The 17045-nt window shown below is 71.6% G+C and carries 13 protein-coding genes; 1 reads left to right on the forward strand and 12 read right to left on the reverse strand.

Features of this window, described 5'->3' with window-relative positions; all coding sequences use genetic code 11:
* Window positions 1-22: 22 nt before the first annotated feature.
* Genes ACIQAC_RS05615 through ACIQAC_RS05640 form a run of 6 tightly spaced genes read right to left on the reverse strand, consistent with a single transcriptional unit; the run spans window position 23 to window position 6718 of the window.
* Window positions 23-979, reverse strand: coding sequence for an aldo/keto reductase (locus ACIQAC_RS05615; RefSeq protein WP_402187270.1), 957 nt, complete (start codon window positions 977-979; stop codon window positions 23-25).
* Complete coding sequence (locus ACIQAC_RS05620) at window positions 976-1731, reverse strand: SDR family NAD(P)-dependent oxidoreductase (RefSeq protein WP_402187271.1); 756 nt, start codon at window positions 1729-1731, stop codon at window positions 976-978. Before ACIQAC_RS05620 ends, ACIQAC_RS05615 begins: the two co-directional genes overlap by 4 nt.
* Window positions 1728-3071, reverse strand: coding sequence for an L-fuconate dehydratase (locus tag ACIQAC_RS05625; protein WP_402187273.1), 1344 nt, complete (start codon window positions 3069-3071; stop codon window positions 1728-1730). The genes ACIQAC_RS05620 and ACIQAC_RS05625 overlap by 4 nt, the downstream gene beginning before the upstream one ends.
* A 32-nt stretch (window positions 3072-3103) precedes the next feature.
* A complete protein-coding gene (locus ACIQAC_RS05630; RefSeq protein WP_402187275.1) occupies window positions 3104-4132 on the reverse strand; it encodes an ABC transporter permease in 1029 nt (342 codons plus the stop codon).
* Entirely contained in the window at window positions 4125-5624 is a 1500-nt protein-coding gene (locus ACIQAC_RS05635; RefSeq protein WP_402187277.1) for a sugar ABC transporter ATP-binding protein, read from the reverse strand. Before ACIQAC_RS05635 ends, ACIQAC_RS05630 begins: the two co-directional genes overlap by 8 nt.
* Window positions 5621-6718: a sugar ABC transporter substrate-binding protein gene (locus tag ACIQAC_RS05640; RefSeq protein WP_402187278.1), complete on the reverse strand. Its 1098-nt coding sequence runs from the start codon at window positions 6716-6718 to the stop codon at window positions 5621-5623. Before ACIQAC_RS05640 ends, ACIQAC_RS05635 begins: the two co-directional genes overlap by 4 nt.
* A gap of 184 nt (window positions 6719-6902) precedes the next feature.
* On the opposite strand from ACIQAC_RS05640, the gene ACIQAC_RS05645 reads away from it, so the two are divergent.
* Window positions 6903-7643, forward strand: coding sequence for a FadR/GntR family transcriptional regulator (locus ACIQAC_RS05645; RefSeq protein ID WP_402187279.1), 741 nt, complete (start codon window positions 6903-6905; stop codon window positions 7641-7643).
* On the opposite strand, the gene ACIQAC_RS05650 is transcribed toward ACIQAC_RS05645, so the two are convergent.
* The 6 genes from ACIQAC_RS05650 to ACIQAC_RS05675 all read right to left on the reverse strand — a co-directional run bounded on the left by ACIQAC_RS05650 (window position 7632) and on the right by ACIQAC_RS05675 (window position 17042).
* Entirely contained in the window at window positions 7632-8624 is a 993-nt protein-coding gene (locus tag ACIQAC_RS05650; RefSeq protein ID WP_402187281.1) for a GlxA family transcriptional regulator, read from the reverse strand. The genes ACIQAC_RS05645 and ACIQAC_RS05650 overlap by 12 nt on opposite strands.
* 221 nt (window positions 8625-8845) lie before the next feature.
* Window positions 8846-11866, reverse strand: a complete 3021-nt coding sequence (locus tag ACIQAC_RS05655; protein WP_402187282.1) for an alpha-mannosidase — start codon at window positions 11864-11866, stop codon at window positions 8846-8848.
* A 39-nt stretch (window positions 11867-11905) separates the two neighbouring features.
* Entirely contained in the window at window positions 11906-13933 is a 2028-nt protein-coding gene (locus tag ACIQAC_RS05660; RefSeq protein ID WP_402187284.1) for an endo-beta-N-acetylglucosaminidase, read from the reverse strand.
* On the reverse strand, window positions 13930-15195 hold the full coding sequence (locus tag ACIQAC_RS05665; RefSeq protein ID WP_402187286.1) for a glycosyl hydrolase: 1266 nt from the start codon (window positions 15193-15195) through the stop codon (window positions 13930-13932). Before ACIQAC_RS05665 ends, ACIQAC_RS05660 begins: the two co-directional genes overlap by 4 nt.
* 39 nt (window positions 15196-15234) lie before the next feature.
* Entirely contained in the window at window positions 15235-16152 is a 918-nt protein-coding gene (locus tag ACIQAC_RS05670) for a carbohydrate ABC transporter permease (RefSeq protein ID WP_402187287.1), read from the reverse strand.
* Window positions 16149-17042 carry a carbohydrate ABC transporter permease gene (locus tag ACIQAC_RS05675; protein ID WP_402187289.1) on the reverse strand — a complete coding sequence of 298 codons (894 nt, stop codon included), beginning with the start codon at window positions 17040-17042 and terminating at the stop codon, window positions 16149-16151. The genes ACIQAC_RS05670 and ACIQAC_RS05675 overlap by 4 nt, the downstream gene beginning before the upstream one ends.
* Window positions 17043-17045 lie beyond the last annotated feature (3 nt).

Consider the following 17045-nt stretch of genomic DNA (forward strand, 5'->3'; position numbering starts at 1 on the left):
ACCGTGGGGTGCGGGGTGGTGGTCATGCCGGCAGTCCCGGGACGCCGGGCGGGAGCAGGCCGGTGTCGCGCAGCTCCTGCCAGAAGGCGGCGGGCACGGGGGTGCGGAACTGCTCGGCGCAGTCCTCGACCTCGGCGGCGGAGCGGGCACCGACGAGGACGCTCGGGACGGCCGGGTGCGCGGCGCAGAAGGCGAGGGCGGCGGCACGCAGCGTGGTGCCGTGCCGCTCCGCGGTCTCCTTGAGACGCAGGGCGCGGTCGAGCAACTCGGCCGGGGCGGCGGCGTAGTTGTAGGTGGAACCGGGCTTGGGGTCCGCCAGCAGGCCCGAGTTGAAGGCGCCGCCGATCACCACCTGGACGCCGCGTTCCTGCGCGGCGGGCAGCAGTGCGTCGAGGGCGCTCTGGTCGAGCAGGGTGTAGCGGCCGGCGCACAGCACCACGTCGACGTCGGTGTCGCGGACGAAGCGGGTGAGCATCTCCGACTGGTTCATACCGGCGCCGATCGCGCCGACGACACCCTCGGAGCGCAGTTTCTCCAGGGCCGGGTAGCCGTCGCGGAAGGCCGCTTCCTCGTGGTCGTCGGCATCGTGCAGATAGACCGTGTCGACGCGGTCGAGGCCGAGGCGTTCGAGGCTGCCTTCGATGGTGCGGCGGATGCCGTCGGCGCTGAAGTCCCAGACGCGGCGCAGGGTCGCGGGGACGGCGAAGCCGTTGGCGAGGTCGTCGCCGGTGCCGTCGGACGGCTCCAGCCGGCGGCCGACCTTCGTCGAGACGGTGAACGCGTCGCGGGGGTGCTCGCGCAGGGCGGCGCCGAGCCGGCGCTCGGACAGGCCGAGTCCGTAGTGCGGGGCGGTGTCGAAGGAGCGGATGCCCTGCCGCCACGCGGTATGGACGGTGTCGTACGCCTGCTCGTCGGTGACCGCGGTGAAGAGGTTGCCGAGCGGGGCGGCGCCGAGGGCGAGGGCGGCGGGGCCGGTCACGAGGCCGCCGGGCGCAGCCGCAGGCCCTGCATACCGCCGTCGACGGCGAGGGAGGTGCCGGTGGTGGCGCCGGAGAGCGGGCTCGCGAGGTAGGCGACGGCGTTCGCGACCTCGGCGGCGGAAACCAGGCGGCCGGTGGGCTGGCGGGCCTCCAGGGCGCTGCGCTCGGCGGTCGGGTCGGCGGCGGAGTCGAGCAGCCGGCCGACCCAGGGGGTGTCGACGGTGCCGGGGTTGACGCAGTTGACGCGGATGCCCTCGCGGACGTGGTCGGCGGCCATGGCCAGGGTGAGCGAGTACACGGCCCCCTTGCTGGCGCTGTACAGGGCGCGCTGCGGAAGGCCGGCGGTGGCGGCGATGGAGCAGGTGTTGACGATCGCCGCGTGCGAGGACTCGCGCAGATGGGGCAGACAGGCGCGGGCGGCGCGGACCATACCGAGGACGTTGACGTCGAACACCCGGTGCCACTCGGCGTCGTCGTTGGTCTCGACGGTGCCCTGGGCGCCGATGCCGGCGTTGTTGATCAGGATGTCCAGTCCGCCGAGGCCGGCGACGGCGGCGGCGACGGCCTCGCGCACGGACGCGTCGTCGGTCACGTCGGCCCGGTGGCCGGCCAGTGGCTTCTCCACGCCCGACGGGTCCAGGTCGAGGACGGCGACCTGGGCGCCCCGTTCGGCGAGGAGTTCCGCCGTGGCCCGGCCGATGCCGGAGGCACCGCCGGTCACCAGGGCCCGGAGGCCCTCGAAGTCGCTCATGCAGCCTGCCCCTTCGCTTGTGTCTGGAGGTCGGCGGCCCAGAAGGAGCCGTCGGGGTACGTGTAGCGCTCGATGGACTCGGGCCGCATGGTGGCCGAGAACCCGGGTGCCGTGGGTGCCCGGTAATGACCTTCCCTGATGTGTACCGGATCAAGGAAGTGGTCGTGCAGATGATCGACGTATTCGATGACCCGGTCCTCGGTGGTGCCGGTGACCGCGACGTAGTCGAACATCGACAGGTGCTGGACGAGTTCGCACAGGCCGACGCCGCCCGCGTGCGGGCAGACCGGGATGCCGAACTTGGCGGCGAGCAGCAGGATCGCGAGGTTCTCGTTGACCCCGCCGACCCGGGCCGCGTCCAGCTGGAGGACGTCGATGGCGCCCGCCTGGAGGAGCTGCTTGAACACGATGCGGTTCTGCACGTGCTCGCCGGTGGCGACCTTCACCGGGGCGACCGCCTTGCGGATCGCGGCGTGCCCGAGCACGTCGTCGGGGCTGGTGGGCTCCTCGATCCAATAGGGGTCGAACTCGGCGAGGGCCCTGGTCCAGCGGATGGCCTCGTCGACGTCCCAGCGCTGGTTGGCATCGATCGCCAGCCGGATGTCCGGGCCGACGACGGAGCGGGCGACCCGGCAGCGCCGGATGTCGTCCTCCAGGTCGGCGCCGACCTTCAGCTTGATCTGCCGGTAGCCGTCGGCGATCGCCTCGGAGGCGAGCCGGGTGAGCTTCTCGTCGTCGTAGCCGAGCCAGCCCGCGGAGGTGGTGTAGGCGGGGTAGCCGTGCTCCAGGAGCCGGGCGGTGCGCTCCTTCGCGCCCTCACGGCCGCGGCGCAGCAGGTCGAGGGCGTCGTCGGGGGTGAGCGCGTCGCTGAGGTAGCGGAAGTCGATCTGCCGTACCAGCCACTCGGGTTCGGCGTCGGCGAGCAGTTGCCACAGGGGCTTCTCGGCGCGTTTGGCCGCGAGGTCCCAGACGGCGTTGACGACCGCGCCGATCGCCATGTGCATCACGCCCTTCTCGGGCCCGAGCCAGCGCAGTTGGCTGTCGCCGATCAGGTCGCGGAAGAGCACACCGGGGTCGGCGCACAGTTCGTCGACGTCCCGTCCGACCACGTGGTGGCGCAGGGCGTGGATCGCGGCGACCTGGACCTCGTTGCCCCGCCCGATGGTGAAGGTGAAGCCGTGCCCCTCCGGGCCTCCGTCGGCGTCGGTGCGCAGGACGACGTAGGCGGCCGAGTAGTCGGGGTCCGGGTTCATCGCGTCGGAGCCGTCGAGCTCCCGCGAGGTGGGGAACCGGATGTCGTGGGTGTCGACGGCGGTGATGCGGACGGGCGTGGGGCTCACGAAGGGCCTTTCGTTCAGCAGGGACAACGCGGTCAGTCCTGGGCGCGGCCCGTGGTCACGCGGGCGATCATGAGGGCGACGAGGATGATTCCGCCGTAGATGGCCTGGATCCAGAACGACGGGACCTGGGCGAGCGTGAGCAGGTTCTGCACCACACCGAGCAGCAGTACGCCGGTCAGGGCGCCGAACATGGTGCCCTTGCCGCCGTCGAGGCTGATGCCGCCGATGACCGCAGCCGCGAACACGGTGAAGATCATGTTGTTGCCCTGGTTGGCGCTGATCGCGCCGACGTACCCGGTCTGCATGATGCCGCCGACCGCGGCGAGGACACCGGCGACGACGAAGACGCCGAGCATCACGCGCTCGACCCGGATGCCGGCCGCGCGGGCCGCCTCCGTGTTGCCGCCGATCGCGTAGAGGGCCCGGCCGATCCGGTGGTACTTGAGGACCAGTCCGGCGACCGCGAAGGCGATTCCGGCGAGCCACACCGACATCGGGATGTTGAGGAAGGTCGTGGTCGCCAGTGAGTAGAAGGAGTCGGGCATCCCGAACAGGGTCTTGCCCTCGGTGGCGCCGACCAGCAGTCCGCGCAGCACGATCAGCATCGCCAGCGTCACGATGAACGCGTTGAGCTTGAACTTGACGACGAGGATGCCGTTGAAGGCGCCGACCAGTCCGCCCGCCACGAGGATGGCCAGCAGGGCGACGACGGCCGGGAACTCGGTGCCCCAGCCGGAGGCCGCGGCGGGCAGCACCAGGAGCGCGCCGACGGCGGGCGCGATGCCGACGACCGACTCCAGGGACAGGTCGAACTTGCCGGTGATCAGCACCAGTGACTCGGCGAGCACCACCATGGCGAGCGCGGCCGAGGCGCCGAGGATGGAGATCAGGTTGCGCTCGGTGAGGAACGAGTCGTTGACGACCGCGCCCAGCACGAGCAGCAGCAACAGGGCGGGCAGCAGGGCGAGTTCACGGGCCCGGCGGAGGAGCACGGTCCTGGCCGAGGCGGCGGCTGGGGCGCTGGTGGGCGCGAGGGGTTCGGCCGCCTTGGTGTCAGCCATGGTCCACTCCTTCTATGGAGGCGATCAGCTCGTGGTCGTGCCAGCCGGCCGGATGTTCGGCGACGACACGGCCGTGGAAGAGGACGAGGACGCGGTCGCAGCGGCGCAGGTCGTCGAGTTCGTCGGAGACGACGAGCACCGCGATGCCGTCGTCACGGGCGCTGTCCATCCGCGCCAGCAGGGACTGCTTGGACTTCACGTCCACCCCGGCGGTGGGGTTGATCAGGACGAGCAGCCGGGGGTCGGAGGCGAGGGCGCGGGCCATGACGACCTTCTGCGCGTTGCCGCCGGACAGGTCGGAGACGGGCTGGTCGGGGCCCTCGGTGTGGATGTCGAGCCGGTCGATCAGATCGGTCGCGAACCCGCGCCGCCGCTCGCTGCCGACGAACCCGTACCGCCCGAGCCGGTTCAGTACGGTCATCGTGGCGTTGTCGCCGACGGTCATGCCGGAGACCAGCCCCTGGTCGTGCCGGTCGCGCGGCACCCAGCCGACCCCGGCGTCCAGGGCGGCCCGCACGTCCCCGAAGGGCAGCGGCGCGCCCTCGACGAGCGCGGTCCCGGCGGTGGGCCGGTGCAGGCCCGCGAGGGTCTCGGCCAGCTCGATCTTGCCGCTGCCGCTGATCCCGGCGAGCCCGACGACCTCCCCCTTGCGCACGGTGAGGTCGATGTCCGTGTACGACGGTGAGGTCAGCCCCCGGACGTCGAGCAGGACCGGCGCGTCGGTCGCCGTCGGGGCCGTCTGCTGCCGCTCCGCCTGCTCGGCGACGCTCTCCCCCGCCATCGCCTCCACCAGTGCCTGGCGCGGGAGTTCGGCGACCGGCGCGGTGGTGATCCAGCGGGCGTCGCGCAGCACGGTGACGGTCTGGCAGACCTCGTAGACCTCCTGGAGGTGGTGCGAGATGAACAGGAAGGTCACACCGGAGTCCTGGAGCGCCCGCATGCGGGTGAAGAGCCGCTCGATCTCGCGGTTGTCGAGCTGCGCGGTGGGCTCGTCGAGGATGATGAAGCGGGCGCCGAAGCTCAACGCCCGTGCGATCTCCACCATTTGACGGTCCTCGACCTTGAGGTCCGCGGTGCGGGCCTCGGGGTCGACGTGCACGTCCCAGGTGGCGAGCAGCTCCGCGGCCTCGGCGCGCAGCCTGCGCCAGCTGATGAACCCGCGCTGGAGCGGCTGCCGGTTGATGAAGAGGTTCTCGGCGACCGTCAACTCCGGTACCACCGTGGGCTTCTGGTAGACGCAGGCCACCTTGCGGCGCCAGGCGTCTCGGTCGGCGAGCGCGGGCGCCGGCTCGCCGTCGAAGCGGACCGTGCCCTCGTCCGCCGCCTGGAGGCCGGTGAGGATGGACACGAGGGTGGACTTGCCGGCGCCGTTGCGTCCGACGAGGGCGTGGGACTCGCCCGGCAGTACGGTCAGCCGCCCGTCGCGCAGGGCGACGGTGGGGCCGTACCGCTTGACGATGTCCCGCGCCTCGACCAGGGGAGGAGTACTCATTTGACCGTGTTGCCCCACAGCTTCGGGTCGTCGACGTTCTCCTTGGTGACCAGCGGGGCGGGCAGTTGGTCCTCAAGGATGCCGCTGGGCAGCTCGACGATCTCCGAGTCGTGGTCGGTCGGGCCGGGCTTGAAGGTCTTCCCCTCCATCGCGGCCTTGATGTAGTACATGCCGTACTGGGCGTACAGGTCCGCGGGCTGGGAGACGGTGGCGTCGATCTCGCCCTTGCGGATGGCGTCGAACTCCTGCGGGATGCCGTCGTTGGAGACGATCGTGATGTGGCCGTCCTCGCCGGTCTTCTTCAGCATGCCCTTGGACTTGAGGGTCTGGAGGGTGGGCGCGAGGTAGACGCCGCCCGCCTGCATGTAGATGCCCTTGATGTCCGGGTTGGCGTTGAGCAGGGTGTCCAGCTTGGACGCGGCGGTGTCGGACTCCCACTTGGCGGGGATCTCCAGGACCTGGAGCTTGGGGAAGTCCTTCTTGACGCAGGCGCGGAACGCCTCCGAGCGCTCGCGGCCGTTGACCGAGGCCAGATCGCCCATGATCTGGACGACCTTGCCGGAGGGGATCTGCTCACCGAGGTACTGGCAGGCCTTCTCGCCGTACGCCACGTTGTTGGCGCGCACGACCATCGCGACCTTGCCCTTGTCCGGGGCGACGTCCACGGCGACGACCGGCACGCCCTTGCGTTCGGCCTGGTCGAGGCCGGCCTCGATGGCGGCGCTGTCCAGCGGCGCCACGACCAGACCCTTGACGCCCTGGTTGAGCTGGTTGTTGATGTCGGTTATCTGCTGCGAGGGGTCACTGTTGGAGTTGACCGTCTTCAGCGCGTCGACTCCCTCGGAGTCGGCCATCTTCGGCACGTAGTCGTTGTACGACTGCCAGAACGGCGAGGTCAGCAGGGGCAGGATCACCCCGACCTTGCCCTCCCCGCCGCCGGCCGCGTCCGCGGACCCGGTGTCCTTCGTGCTGCCGCACGCCGTGAGTACGAGGGCGGCGCAGGCAGCCGCCGCCAGCGCACGCGGCGCGCGTGCGAGTGCGCCTGTGGGACGTCGCCCGCCCAGCCATTCGTTCCGCCGTGTTCCGTCGGCCATCTGCCAGCTCCTCATCGAGCGTGATCGAGCAGTTGCCCGCATATTTATCAGACCACTTCGGCTCGTCAACACCCTTCGGCCGGGAAATTCATCGATTCTTGGCCGAAGTGGTCCGACCACCTCCGTAGTGGTCGGACCACTTCGGTGGATAGACTTCGGCGCACCCGGCGACAGGAGGAGCGGCGTGAACGAGACGGCGACAGCGGGGACCGGGGCCGCACCCGAGCCGGGCGCGGCGGCGGCCAAGGGCACGGTGACGCAGCGCGCCATCGAGCAGATCAAGGCGATGATCACCGAGGGGCTGCTCGAACCGGGGCAGCGGCTGCCCACCGAGCGTGATCTCGCGGTCCAGCTGGGCATCTCCCGCAGCTCCATGCGCGAGGCGATCCGCGCCCTGACCGTCCTCGGTGTGCTGGAGGCCCGGCACGGCTCCGGCATCTACGTCACCCAGCTCCAGGCCGGCGATCTGCTGGAGACGTTCGGTGTGGTGGCGGACCTGTCCCGCGGCCCGCGTCTGGTCGAACTCCTGGAGGTGCGGCGCATCCTGGAGTCCACGGCCACCGCGCTGGCCGCCGCCCGGATCACCCCGGACCAGCTGGCCGAGGTCGAGAAGCATCTGACGGCGATGAACGCCACCGACGACCCCGAGCAGATCCTCGCCCACGACCTCGCCTTCCACCGCGAGATCGCCATGGCGGCGGGCAACGAGACGATGGCCGCGATCCTGGACGGCCTGTCCTCGCGCACCTTCCGGGCCCGCGTCTGGCGCGGCTACCAGGAGGAGGGCGCCTTCGAACGCACCCGCCGCGAACACGCCGCCATCCACCGCGCCCTCGCCGCCCGCGACCCGGAGGCGGCCCGCGCGGCCGCCGCTGCCCATGTCGGCGAGGTGGAGGAGTGGCTGCGGGCGCAGCTACGGACGTGACCGGGGTCCGCCGGGCCGCGTCGAGCGGAACCGCTCCCGGTATGCGCCCGGGGTGATCCCCAGCAGCCTCCGGAACGTCCGCCGCATCGTCTCGACCGAGCCGAAGCCGCCGGCGCGGGCCACTGTGTCCAGCGGGTCGTCGCCGCTCTCCAGCAGGGCCTGTGCCGCCTCCAGCCGGACGCGTTCCACGAACTCGGCGGCGGTGCCGCCCGTTTCGGCCCGGAACAGCCGGGACAGATGGCGTTCGCTGACGCCGGCGGTCCGGGCCATGGAGGCGAGGGTGTGCTCGGCACGCGGTTCGGCGGTGACGGCGTCCAGGACCCGCCGCAGCACCGAGTCCGGCGGGTACGTCGCGCTCTGCCGCACCGAGAACTGCGACTGCCCGCCGGGCCGGGCCATGAACACCACCAGCTGCCGGGCCGCCGCCCGCGCCACGTCCGGACCGCAGTCACCCTCGACGAGCGACAGCGTCAGATCGATCCCGGCGGTGATGCCGGCCGACGTGATGAACCGCCCGTCGCGTACGAAGATGGCGTCGCTGTCGACCCGGACCTCCCGGTAGCGGGCCGCGAGGTCGGCGGCGAGCCGCCAGTGGGTGGCCGCGCGCCGCCCGTCGAGCAGCCCGGCGGCGGCCAGCGGGAAGGCGCCGGCACAGATCCCGGCCACGGTACGGGCCTCGCCCGCGAGGTGGGTGACCCCCTCGATGAGCGGGACGTCGGCGACGGCCGCCCACCAGTCGGGCCGCCCGGGCACCATCAACGTATCGACGGCAAAATCGACATCCTTCAACGCAAGATCAGGCACAAGCCGCACCCCGGCGGTCGCGGTGACCGGCCCCCCGTCCACGGAGGCGGTGCTGATCCGATAGTCGGCCCCATGCTCATTGGCGGCGGCGTACACCTCCAACGGCCCGGTGACGTCGAGGATCTGCACCCCCTCGAAGACGATCATCAGGACCTGGTGGGGCGGTGCCGTGCGCATGGAGGGATCCTCGCGGGGCGAAGCGGCGGGAGCAAGCGGACGCGGCGCGAACCCCCGTCGGAGACGCGCCACACCCCCAGGGGCGCGGGGCTGTATCGAACCCGCGGCTCGACCGCGACCAGCCCGCACGCGACATCCGACCGCCACACCCCCAGGGGCGCGGGGAACTGCGCGACCAGCCACAGTCCACCCGCACCCGAACACGCACCCCCCGACCGGGCTCAGGCGCGCCGAACCCGCAGGGTGACCAGCTCGAACGGCCGCAGCCGCACGGCGATCCGCCCCCCGTCGACCTCCGGCGCCACCGCCTCAGCCAGCGGACGTTCGAGCAGGTCCGTCACGGTGACGCCACCGACCTCGAACCCGGCGGTCAGAGTGGCCCTCGACCGCCCCCCATGAGCCTCATGGAACCGCACGACCACGTCCCCGCTCCCGTCGTCGGCCAACTTCACCGCGGTGAGCACCACCGCGTCCTCGTCGACCGACACCAGCGGCACGACCTCACCCGCCCCGGCCACCTCCCGCTCCGGCTGGTTGATCCGCCACCCCTCACGCACCGCGTCCCCGATCGACGCCCCCGGCACCAGCGCGTGCCGGAACCGGTGGACCCCCTGGTCGGTCTCGGGGTCGGGGAACCGCGGAGCCCGCAGCAGCGAAACCCGTACGGTGGTCGTCGTACCGAGGTCCCCGTCCTCCCGGACCGTCCGCGTCACGTCGTGGCCGTACGTCGAGTCGTTGACGACGGCGACACCCCACCCCGGCTCGGCGACATGCACAAAGCGGTGGTTGCAGGCCTCGAACTTGGCGGCCTCCCAGGACGTGTTGGTGTGCGTGGCCCGGTGGAAGTGCCCGAACTGCGTCTCGGACGCGTACCGCTCGGCGTGCACGTCCAGCGGGAAGGCAAGCTTGAGGAACTTCTCCGTCTCGTGCCAGTCGACCTCGGTGTCCACCAGCAGCCGCCGCTCCCCCGGCGGCAGCGAGAGGACCTGCGTGACCCGGGAGTCGCCGAAGGTCCGCACGATCCGCACGGACGCCCCGTCGTCGCCGGGGACGATCTCGTCGGCGTCGGTCAGGTCGGTGACGGTGTTGCGGTAGAACTCGTCGACGTCCCAGGCGTCCCACATGTTCGGGAAGTCGGGGTGGAGCTGGAGGAGACCCGCGGCACGGCCCGGCGCGACGGTCTCGCGGCCGGCGTCGAGGTCGTAGGCGGAGACGACGAGCCCGTCGGCGTCGATCTCGATCCGCAGCAGCCCGTTGTGCAGGACGTGCCCGCCCCCGGGGCGCGGGGTCAGCTCGGTGCGGCCCTCGCCGGCCGCGGTCGCCGCGCCGCCCGCGGGGACACCGTTGCGGCGGTGGGGCGCGGCGTTGAACACGAGCCGGGTGTCCCCCTCGCCGGCGAGCGCCCGCTGGGCCGAGCCGATGATCGTGTCCAGCTCACCGGCGATCCGGTCGTAGGTCGCGCGGGCCTCGCGGTGCACCCAGGCGATGGACGAGCCGGGCAGGATGTCGTGGAACTGGTGCAGCAGCACCGTCTTCCAGATCCGGTCCAACTCCTCGTAGGGGTAGGGGAATCCGGTGTGTACGGCGGCCGTCGCGGCCCACAGTTCGGCCTCGCGCAGCAGGTGCTCGCTGCGCCGGTTGCCCTGCTTCGTCCTGGCCTGGCTGGTGAGGGTGGCGCGGTGCAGTTCGAGGTAGAGCTCGCCGACCCAGACGGGTGGTTCGGGGTACTCGTCCTGGGCCTTGGCGAAGAACTCCGCCGGGGTCTCCCAGGTGACGGTCGCCGAGCCTTCGAGGTCGCGCAGACGGGCGGCCTTGGCGACCATCTCGCGGGTGGTGCCGCCGCCTCCGTCGCCGAAGCCGGTGGGGGCGAGGGAGTGCCGGGCGACGCCCTTGTCCTTGAAGTTGCGGGCGGCGTGGGCGATCTCGCTGCCCTTCATGGAGCAGTTGTAGGTGTCGACGGGCGGGAAGTGGGTGAAGATCCGGGTGCCGTCGATGCCCTCCCAGCGGAAGGTGTGGTGCGGGAACTTGTTCGTCTGCGACCAGGAGATCTTCTGGGTCAGCAGGTACTTGGAGCCGGCCGCCTTGATGATCTGCGGGAGTCCGGCGGCGAAGCCGAAGGTGTCGGGCAGCCACGCCTCGTTGTTCTCGATCCCGAACTCGTCGAGGAAGAACCGCTTGCCGTGCACGAACTGCCGGGCCATCGCCTCGGAGCCGGGCATGTTGGTGTCCGACTCGACCCACATGCCGCCGGTGGGCACGAACCGCCCGTCGGCGACGGCCTTCTTCACGCGCGCCCACACCTCGGGCCGGTGCTCCTTGACCCACGCCCACTGCTGGGCCTGCGACATGGCGAAGACGAACTCGGGCTCGTCGTCGAGGAGCGCGGTCATGTTGGAGGTGGTGCGCGCGACCTTGCGGACCGTCTCGCGCAGCGGCCAGAGCCACGCCGAGTCGATGTGCGCGTGTCCGACCGCGCTGATCCGGTGGGCGGAGGGGGTGGCGGGCGTGGAGAGGACGGTTTCGAGGCGGGCGCGGGCCTGGGCGGCGGTGCCGTTGATGTCCTGGAGGTCGATGGCGTCCAGGGCCCGGTCGACGGCCCGCAGGATCTCGTGGCGGCGGGCCGCGTCGGCCGGCAGCTCGGCCATGAGTTCGCCGAGCACCTCCAGGTCGAGGACGAGCTGCCAGACGGTCTCGTCGAAGACGGCCAGATCCATCCGGGTCAGGGTGTACTGCGCCTCGCTGCCCGCGGTCTCCTTGTCGCCGAGCTGCGTGGGCAGGAAGGGGTGGTAGTCGAGGATGACGGGGTTGGAGGCGGCCTCGATGTGCAGGCGCACCTCCTCGCCGCCCTCGGCGGGCGCGCCGATCCGCACCCACTGGTTGCGCGGGTTGAGGCCCTTCACGGGGGTGCCGTCGGGCCGGTAGACGAGGCCCTCGCACTGGAAGCCGGGCATGTTCTCGTCGAAGCCGAGGTCGAGCAGGGCCTCGACGGTCCGGCCCGCCCAGGCCTCGGGAACGGTTCCGGTGACCCGGAACCAGCTGGTGCCCCACGGAGCACCCCACTTGTCGCCGACCCGTATCGGGCCGGGCTCGGCCGCGAGCCCCTCGGCGACCGGGACCGGCTCGTCGGGGGCGTGCCACACCGCGACGTCGAGCGGTACGGACTCGGGGTACACGGCGGGGCGGATGCGTTCGTCGAGGACGCGCTTGAGACGGCCTTCGACGAGGCTGCGGTCGTCATGCATGCGGGGTGCTCCGTAGTTCGGTGGTTCGGGTGCGGACGGTTACCAGGAGTGGATCACAGTGACGGGGGCCGACGATGTGTACAGCTCCCCTACCGAGCGCACTTCGAACCGTGCTGTCGTCTCGCCCTGCGCGGGCGTCAGTCCGCCGGCGAAGTGGGCGAGCTGCCCCGTGCCGCCGAGGAAGCGCCGGGTGCCGTCGGGCAGCACACGGTGCAGGGTGTAGTGGCGTACGGCGCCGGGCGCGGCGTTCCAGCCGAAGCGCAGGTCGCCGCCGGCGGCCGCGGTGATCCGCAGACCGGTCGGGGCGGCCGGGGTCTGCACGGCGTCGCGTACGGCGAGCCCGCCGAGCCGCCAGCGGACGGTGCCACTGCCGGTCGGGGTGAGCCGGACACCGAGGGCGCGTATGGTGCCGCTGAGCCCGGTGAGCTGCCTGACCACGCTCTGCCAGCTGCCGGCCGAGGTCACGGGCAGATAGGTGTACGGCGGTGTCGCACCCGGTGCGGCCGGTTCCGCGGTGGCGACGGCCAGTTCGACGTTCACACTCCCGGCGTCGGTCCGATGGGTCAGCTCGACAACCGTGTTCGCGCCGATCGCGAGCCGGGTCGCGTACAGGTCGATGATCACGGGTGCGGTCAGTGCGCCTTCGACGAGCACGCTGCTGCCGCCGCGCCAGGCGTCCGTGAAGTCGAAGGAGACGGCGGGCCGGGTGCCCGTGGTGCGGGCGACCCACTGCCGGGACGGCAGCCGGTCCTGGAGCCCGAGGTGGTTCCAGGGCGTGTCCGAGGTGACCGCCCCGTTCTCGTACCAGCGCAGTCCGTGTCCGGTGTTGAAGACGCTCGCGAACGGCACGGACGTCACCGTGGACCGGTCCGCGACGACCGTCGCCGGTGCCCGCCACGGGTCGGCGGTGTCCGGGCGCACCGGGTCGAGGGACCGTCCGGTCCAGAACCGGTCGTCGGCGGCGTGGAAGTCCTTCGGGGTGCGGGCGTTGGCCGGCAGGTGGTTACGGGTCCACTCCGGCCGGTAGAGGCCGAGGGAGGTGACGTGGGCGGTGGTGCGCGGCACGATCGCGTCCCAGTTCACGGTTCTGTTCGAGCCGCTCGACTCGACGTCGACACCGGCCCACAGTTCGTAGCGGCTGCGGCCGAGCTGCTGGGCCCGGTTGCCGGAGGAGACCAGGCTGCTCGCGGACCAGCGGAAGTCGACGAACATGTCGTCGGCGGCCTGGAAGAACGGCTCGTTGCTGGAGTTCAGCGCGCCCTGCCAGCTCACCGAACCACTGGTGGTCATCGAGTCGTACCAGGTCACCCGCTGTCCCTGGGCCGCGGCGAGGGACTTCAGCTCCCGCATGAAGCCCAGCATGGCGGTGCCCAGCGCCGCGTTCCCGCCGCCGGTCTCCGCGTTGACGAACCAGCCGTCGAAGCCGTACGCCGTGGCCACCGCGACGAGCTGTGCGGCGAGCGGGTAGCGGCCGGCGGCGTCCCGCTGGGCCAGGTCCCGCGTCCACTGCAACTGCCCGCCGTAGGCGACGGGCGGCAGGAAGATGTTGCCGAGGACGCGTACGCCGTGCCGGTGGGCGGCGTCGACGATCGGCGCGTTGGGGGCGAGGATCAGGCCCTCGCCGGAGGAGCCGCCCCAGAAGACCAGCTCGTCGACGTAGGCCCAGTGGGTGGGCGCGTAGTAGTCGGCGGTCGCGGAGCCCTGGGACGGGTTGCTCGCGGTCGGGCCGAAGGAGACCAGTGACTGGATGCGGGCCTGGTCGGTACGGGCCGTGGAGTTGGCCGGGGTCGGGGTGAAGCGGGTGGCGAGCGGGACGCGCGAGGCGTTGAAGGCGAGGTCGGTGTCGCCCGCCGCGGTCCAGGCCTTCAGGCTGCGCCAGGTGATGCCGGCGCCGGGGGTGCCGGAGGGCAGCGAGTCGGGGTACCAGTACGAGGCGTACGGCTGGAGCGGGCCGGCGAGCGGCGCGGTGGCGTCCGCCGGGGCCGCCGCGGCGGTGGTGGCGGGCAGTGCCGGCAGCAGGGCGGCGGTCGCGCCGGCCATCAGCACGGTGCGTCTGGTGGGGTTCACGAGCGGGTGCCTCCTTGTGGGGTGGGGAGTACCTGGTCGGACGTGACGACCTCGGTGATGCCGCGGGCCGCGAGGTGGTGCGCGTCGGCCGCGTGGCTGTCGAGGACGGTGGTGGGGCGGGCGCCGTCGGCGGTGAGCCGGAAGAAGGCCTCGAAGACATCGCCGCCGGGGGCACAGCGGGAGCGCACGGACGGGTCGGCGGGCACGGCGAGGGCGGTGGTGCGGGTGGCCGGCGCACTGGGCGCGGCAGCCTGGTCACGGGCGGCGCGGGCCAGGACGTACGCGGCGTCCTTGGGTTTGCGGTCGTTGGTCAACAGCCCAAGACCGTATTCGAGTTCGGGGAAGTCCGCGAGATCGCGCGACACGTCGTGGGAGCACCACCAGGTGATGCCGAACAGATCCGGACAGTCCAGGGCGTGCTCGACGGTGGCCTCGGTGAAGGCGGCGGCGTGCTCCGCCGGGATCAGCGGGGCGGGCGCGCCGACCTCCTGGAGCCAGACCGGCCGGTGCGGGTCTGCGGCCCAGGCCTTGCTCAGCTCGATCAGATAGGCGGCGTGGTGCTCGGTGGGTGCGGAGACGCGGCCGTGGCGCTGGGCGGTGCCGTTGAAGACCCAGGAGTGCACGGCGGTGACGGCACCGTGCCGGGCGGCCTGGGCGGGGGTGAACGGCTGGTCGTCCTGGTACCAGGTGGCGTCGTACTCGGCGTGCAGGTGCAGCTTGCCGGGGGCGCCCTCCTCGCAGGCGGCGAGCATCCGGGTCAGCCAGGTGTCGATCTCTTCGGCGGTGGCCCGGTCGGGGTCGGGGTGCGGTCCGGCGGAGAACTGGTTGACCTCGTTGCCGAGGGTCATGCCGAGGAAGTTGGGCCGCCCGGCGAGCGCCGCGGCGAGGGTGCGCAGCAGGTCCGCCTGGCCCTCGATGACGTCCGGGTCGGTGAAGAGGTTGCGCCGGTGCCAGGTCCGGGTCCAGGCGGGCAGGAAGTCGAAGCTGCTCAGGTGCCCCTGGAGACCGTCCACGTTGACGTCGAGGCCGCGCTCGCCGGCCGCGTCCACGAGCGCGCCGAGCTGCTCGACGGCGCGCGGCCGGATCAGGGAGCGGTTGGGCTGGAAGTAGGGCCACAGCGGGAAGACCCGGACGTGGTCGAGGCCGAGCGCGGCGATCGAGTCGAGGTCGGCGCGTACGGAGTCCAGGTCGAAGTCGAGCCAGTGGTGGAACCACCCTTCGCTCGGGGTGTAGTTGACGCCGAAGCGCACGGCAGAGGGCATGCGGGATCCTTGCGAATCGGGACGGGGTACGAGGTGGGGTCAGCCCTTGACCGCGCCCTCGCCGACCCCGCGGAAGAAGTACCGCTGGAGGCAGGCGAACAGGAGGATCAGTGGCGCGACGGCGATGATGGTGCCCGCGGCGACGAGCCGTTCGTCGTTGGCGAAGGTGCCGTGCAGATAGTTGAGCCCGATGGTCAGCGTGAACTTGGACGGGTCGCTCAGCACGATCAGCGGCCACAGGAAGTCGTCCCAGGCGCCCATGAAGGCGAAGATCGCGACGACGGCCAGGGTGCCCTTGACCGACGGCAGGGCGATCCGCAGGAACCGCTGCCAGACGTTGGCGCCGTCGACGAAGGCCGCCTCCTCGATCTCGTAGGGCAGGTTGAGGAAGGCGTTGCGCATCAGGAGCACGTTCAGCGAGCTGATGGAGGCGGGCAGCAGCACTCCGACGAGGGTGTTGTTGAGGTCCAGTTCCCGCATGGTGGTGAACTGGGCGATGATGATGCTCTCCACGGGCACGAGCATCGCCAGCACGAAGGCGAGGGTGGCCGCGCGGCGGCCGCGGTAGCGCAGCCGGGCGAGCGCGTAGCCGGCGAGGGCGGCGCCGACGCAGTTGGTGACCACGTTGGCGGCGGCGACCTTCAGGGAGTTGAAGGCGTAGTCCCAGACCGGGATGGTGTCGGCGACCCGTTCGTAGTTGTGCAGGGTCGGGTCGCCCGGCAGGAACCTGGGCGGTGAGCCGAAGATGTCCTCGGTCGGCCCCTTGAGCGAGGTCGACAGCTGCCACAGGAACGGGCCGACGGCCAGCGCCAGGACGGCCAGCAGCAGCAGGTAGCGCAGGACGAGTTCCCAGACGGCGATCCGGCGGCCGTTCTCGTCGGTGAAGCGCCGGCGTGGTGCGCGCCGGACGGCCGGCGGCTCCGCGGCGGGGGCCGGGGCCTTCTCGGTCACGGTCATCGGTCCTCCTTCCGGTCGGCGCGCAGCACGAGCAGCATCAGGGCGACGGTGACGACGAAGACGACCACGGAGATGGCGGAGGCGTAGCCGACGCGGCCGGTGAGGCCGGTGCCGGTGCGCTGGACCAGCATCACGAGGGTGGTGTCCTCGCCGGCCGGTCCGCCGCTGGGCCCAGCCATCAGATAGACCTCGGAGAACACCTTGAAGGCGGCGACCGAGGAGAGCGCGGCGACCAGGACCATGGTGGAGCGCACGGCGGGCACGGTGACGCTGAGGAAGCGGCGGACCGCTCCGGCGCCGTCGACGGCGGCGGCCTCGTGCAGTTCGCGCGGTACGTTGCCGAGCGCCGCCAGGTAAATGATCATGTAGTAGCCGAGGCCCTTCCAGACCGTGACGGTCATGGCGCTGAACAGCAGCAGCCACTGGTCGCTGAGGAAGCCGATCCGGCCGACACCGACCGTCTCAAGCAGCGAGTTGACCAGGCCGCGCTCGTCGAGCAGCCACACCCAGATCAGTCCGACGACGACGATCGAGGCGACGACCGGGGTGTAGAAGGCGGACCGGAAGAAGGTGATGCCGGGGATGTTCTTCTGCACCAGGAGCGCGAGCAGCAGCGGCAGGATCACCAGGGCCGGTACGACCCCGAGGACGTAGAGCGTGCTGTTGCGCAGGCCGATCCAGAACATGTCGTCGTTCAGCAGTTCGCGGAAGTTGTCCAGGCCCACGAACTCGCCGGGGACCAGGGTCCGGCGGTCGGTGAACGCGTTGATGAGCGTGGACACGAACGGGTACAGCACGAACGCGCCGATGATCAGCAGTCCGGGCGCGGCGAACAGCCAAGGGCTGGTCGGCAGTTGACGCCGCACCCGGGACACCACGGGAGAAGCCATGGC

The organism is Streptomyces sp. NPDC088387, from assembly GCF_044753385.1.
Lineage (GTDB): Bacteria > Actinomycetota > Actinomycetes > Streptomycetales > Streptomycetaceae > Streptomyces.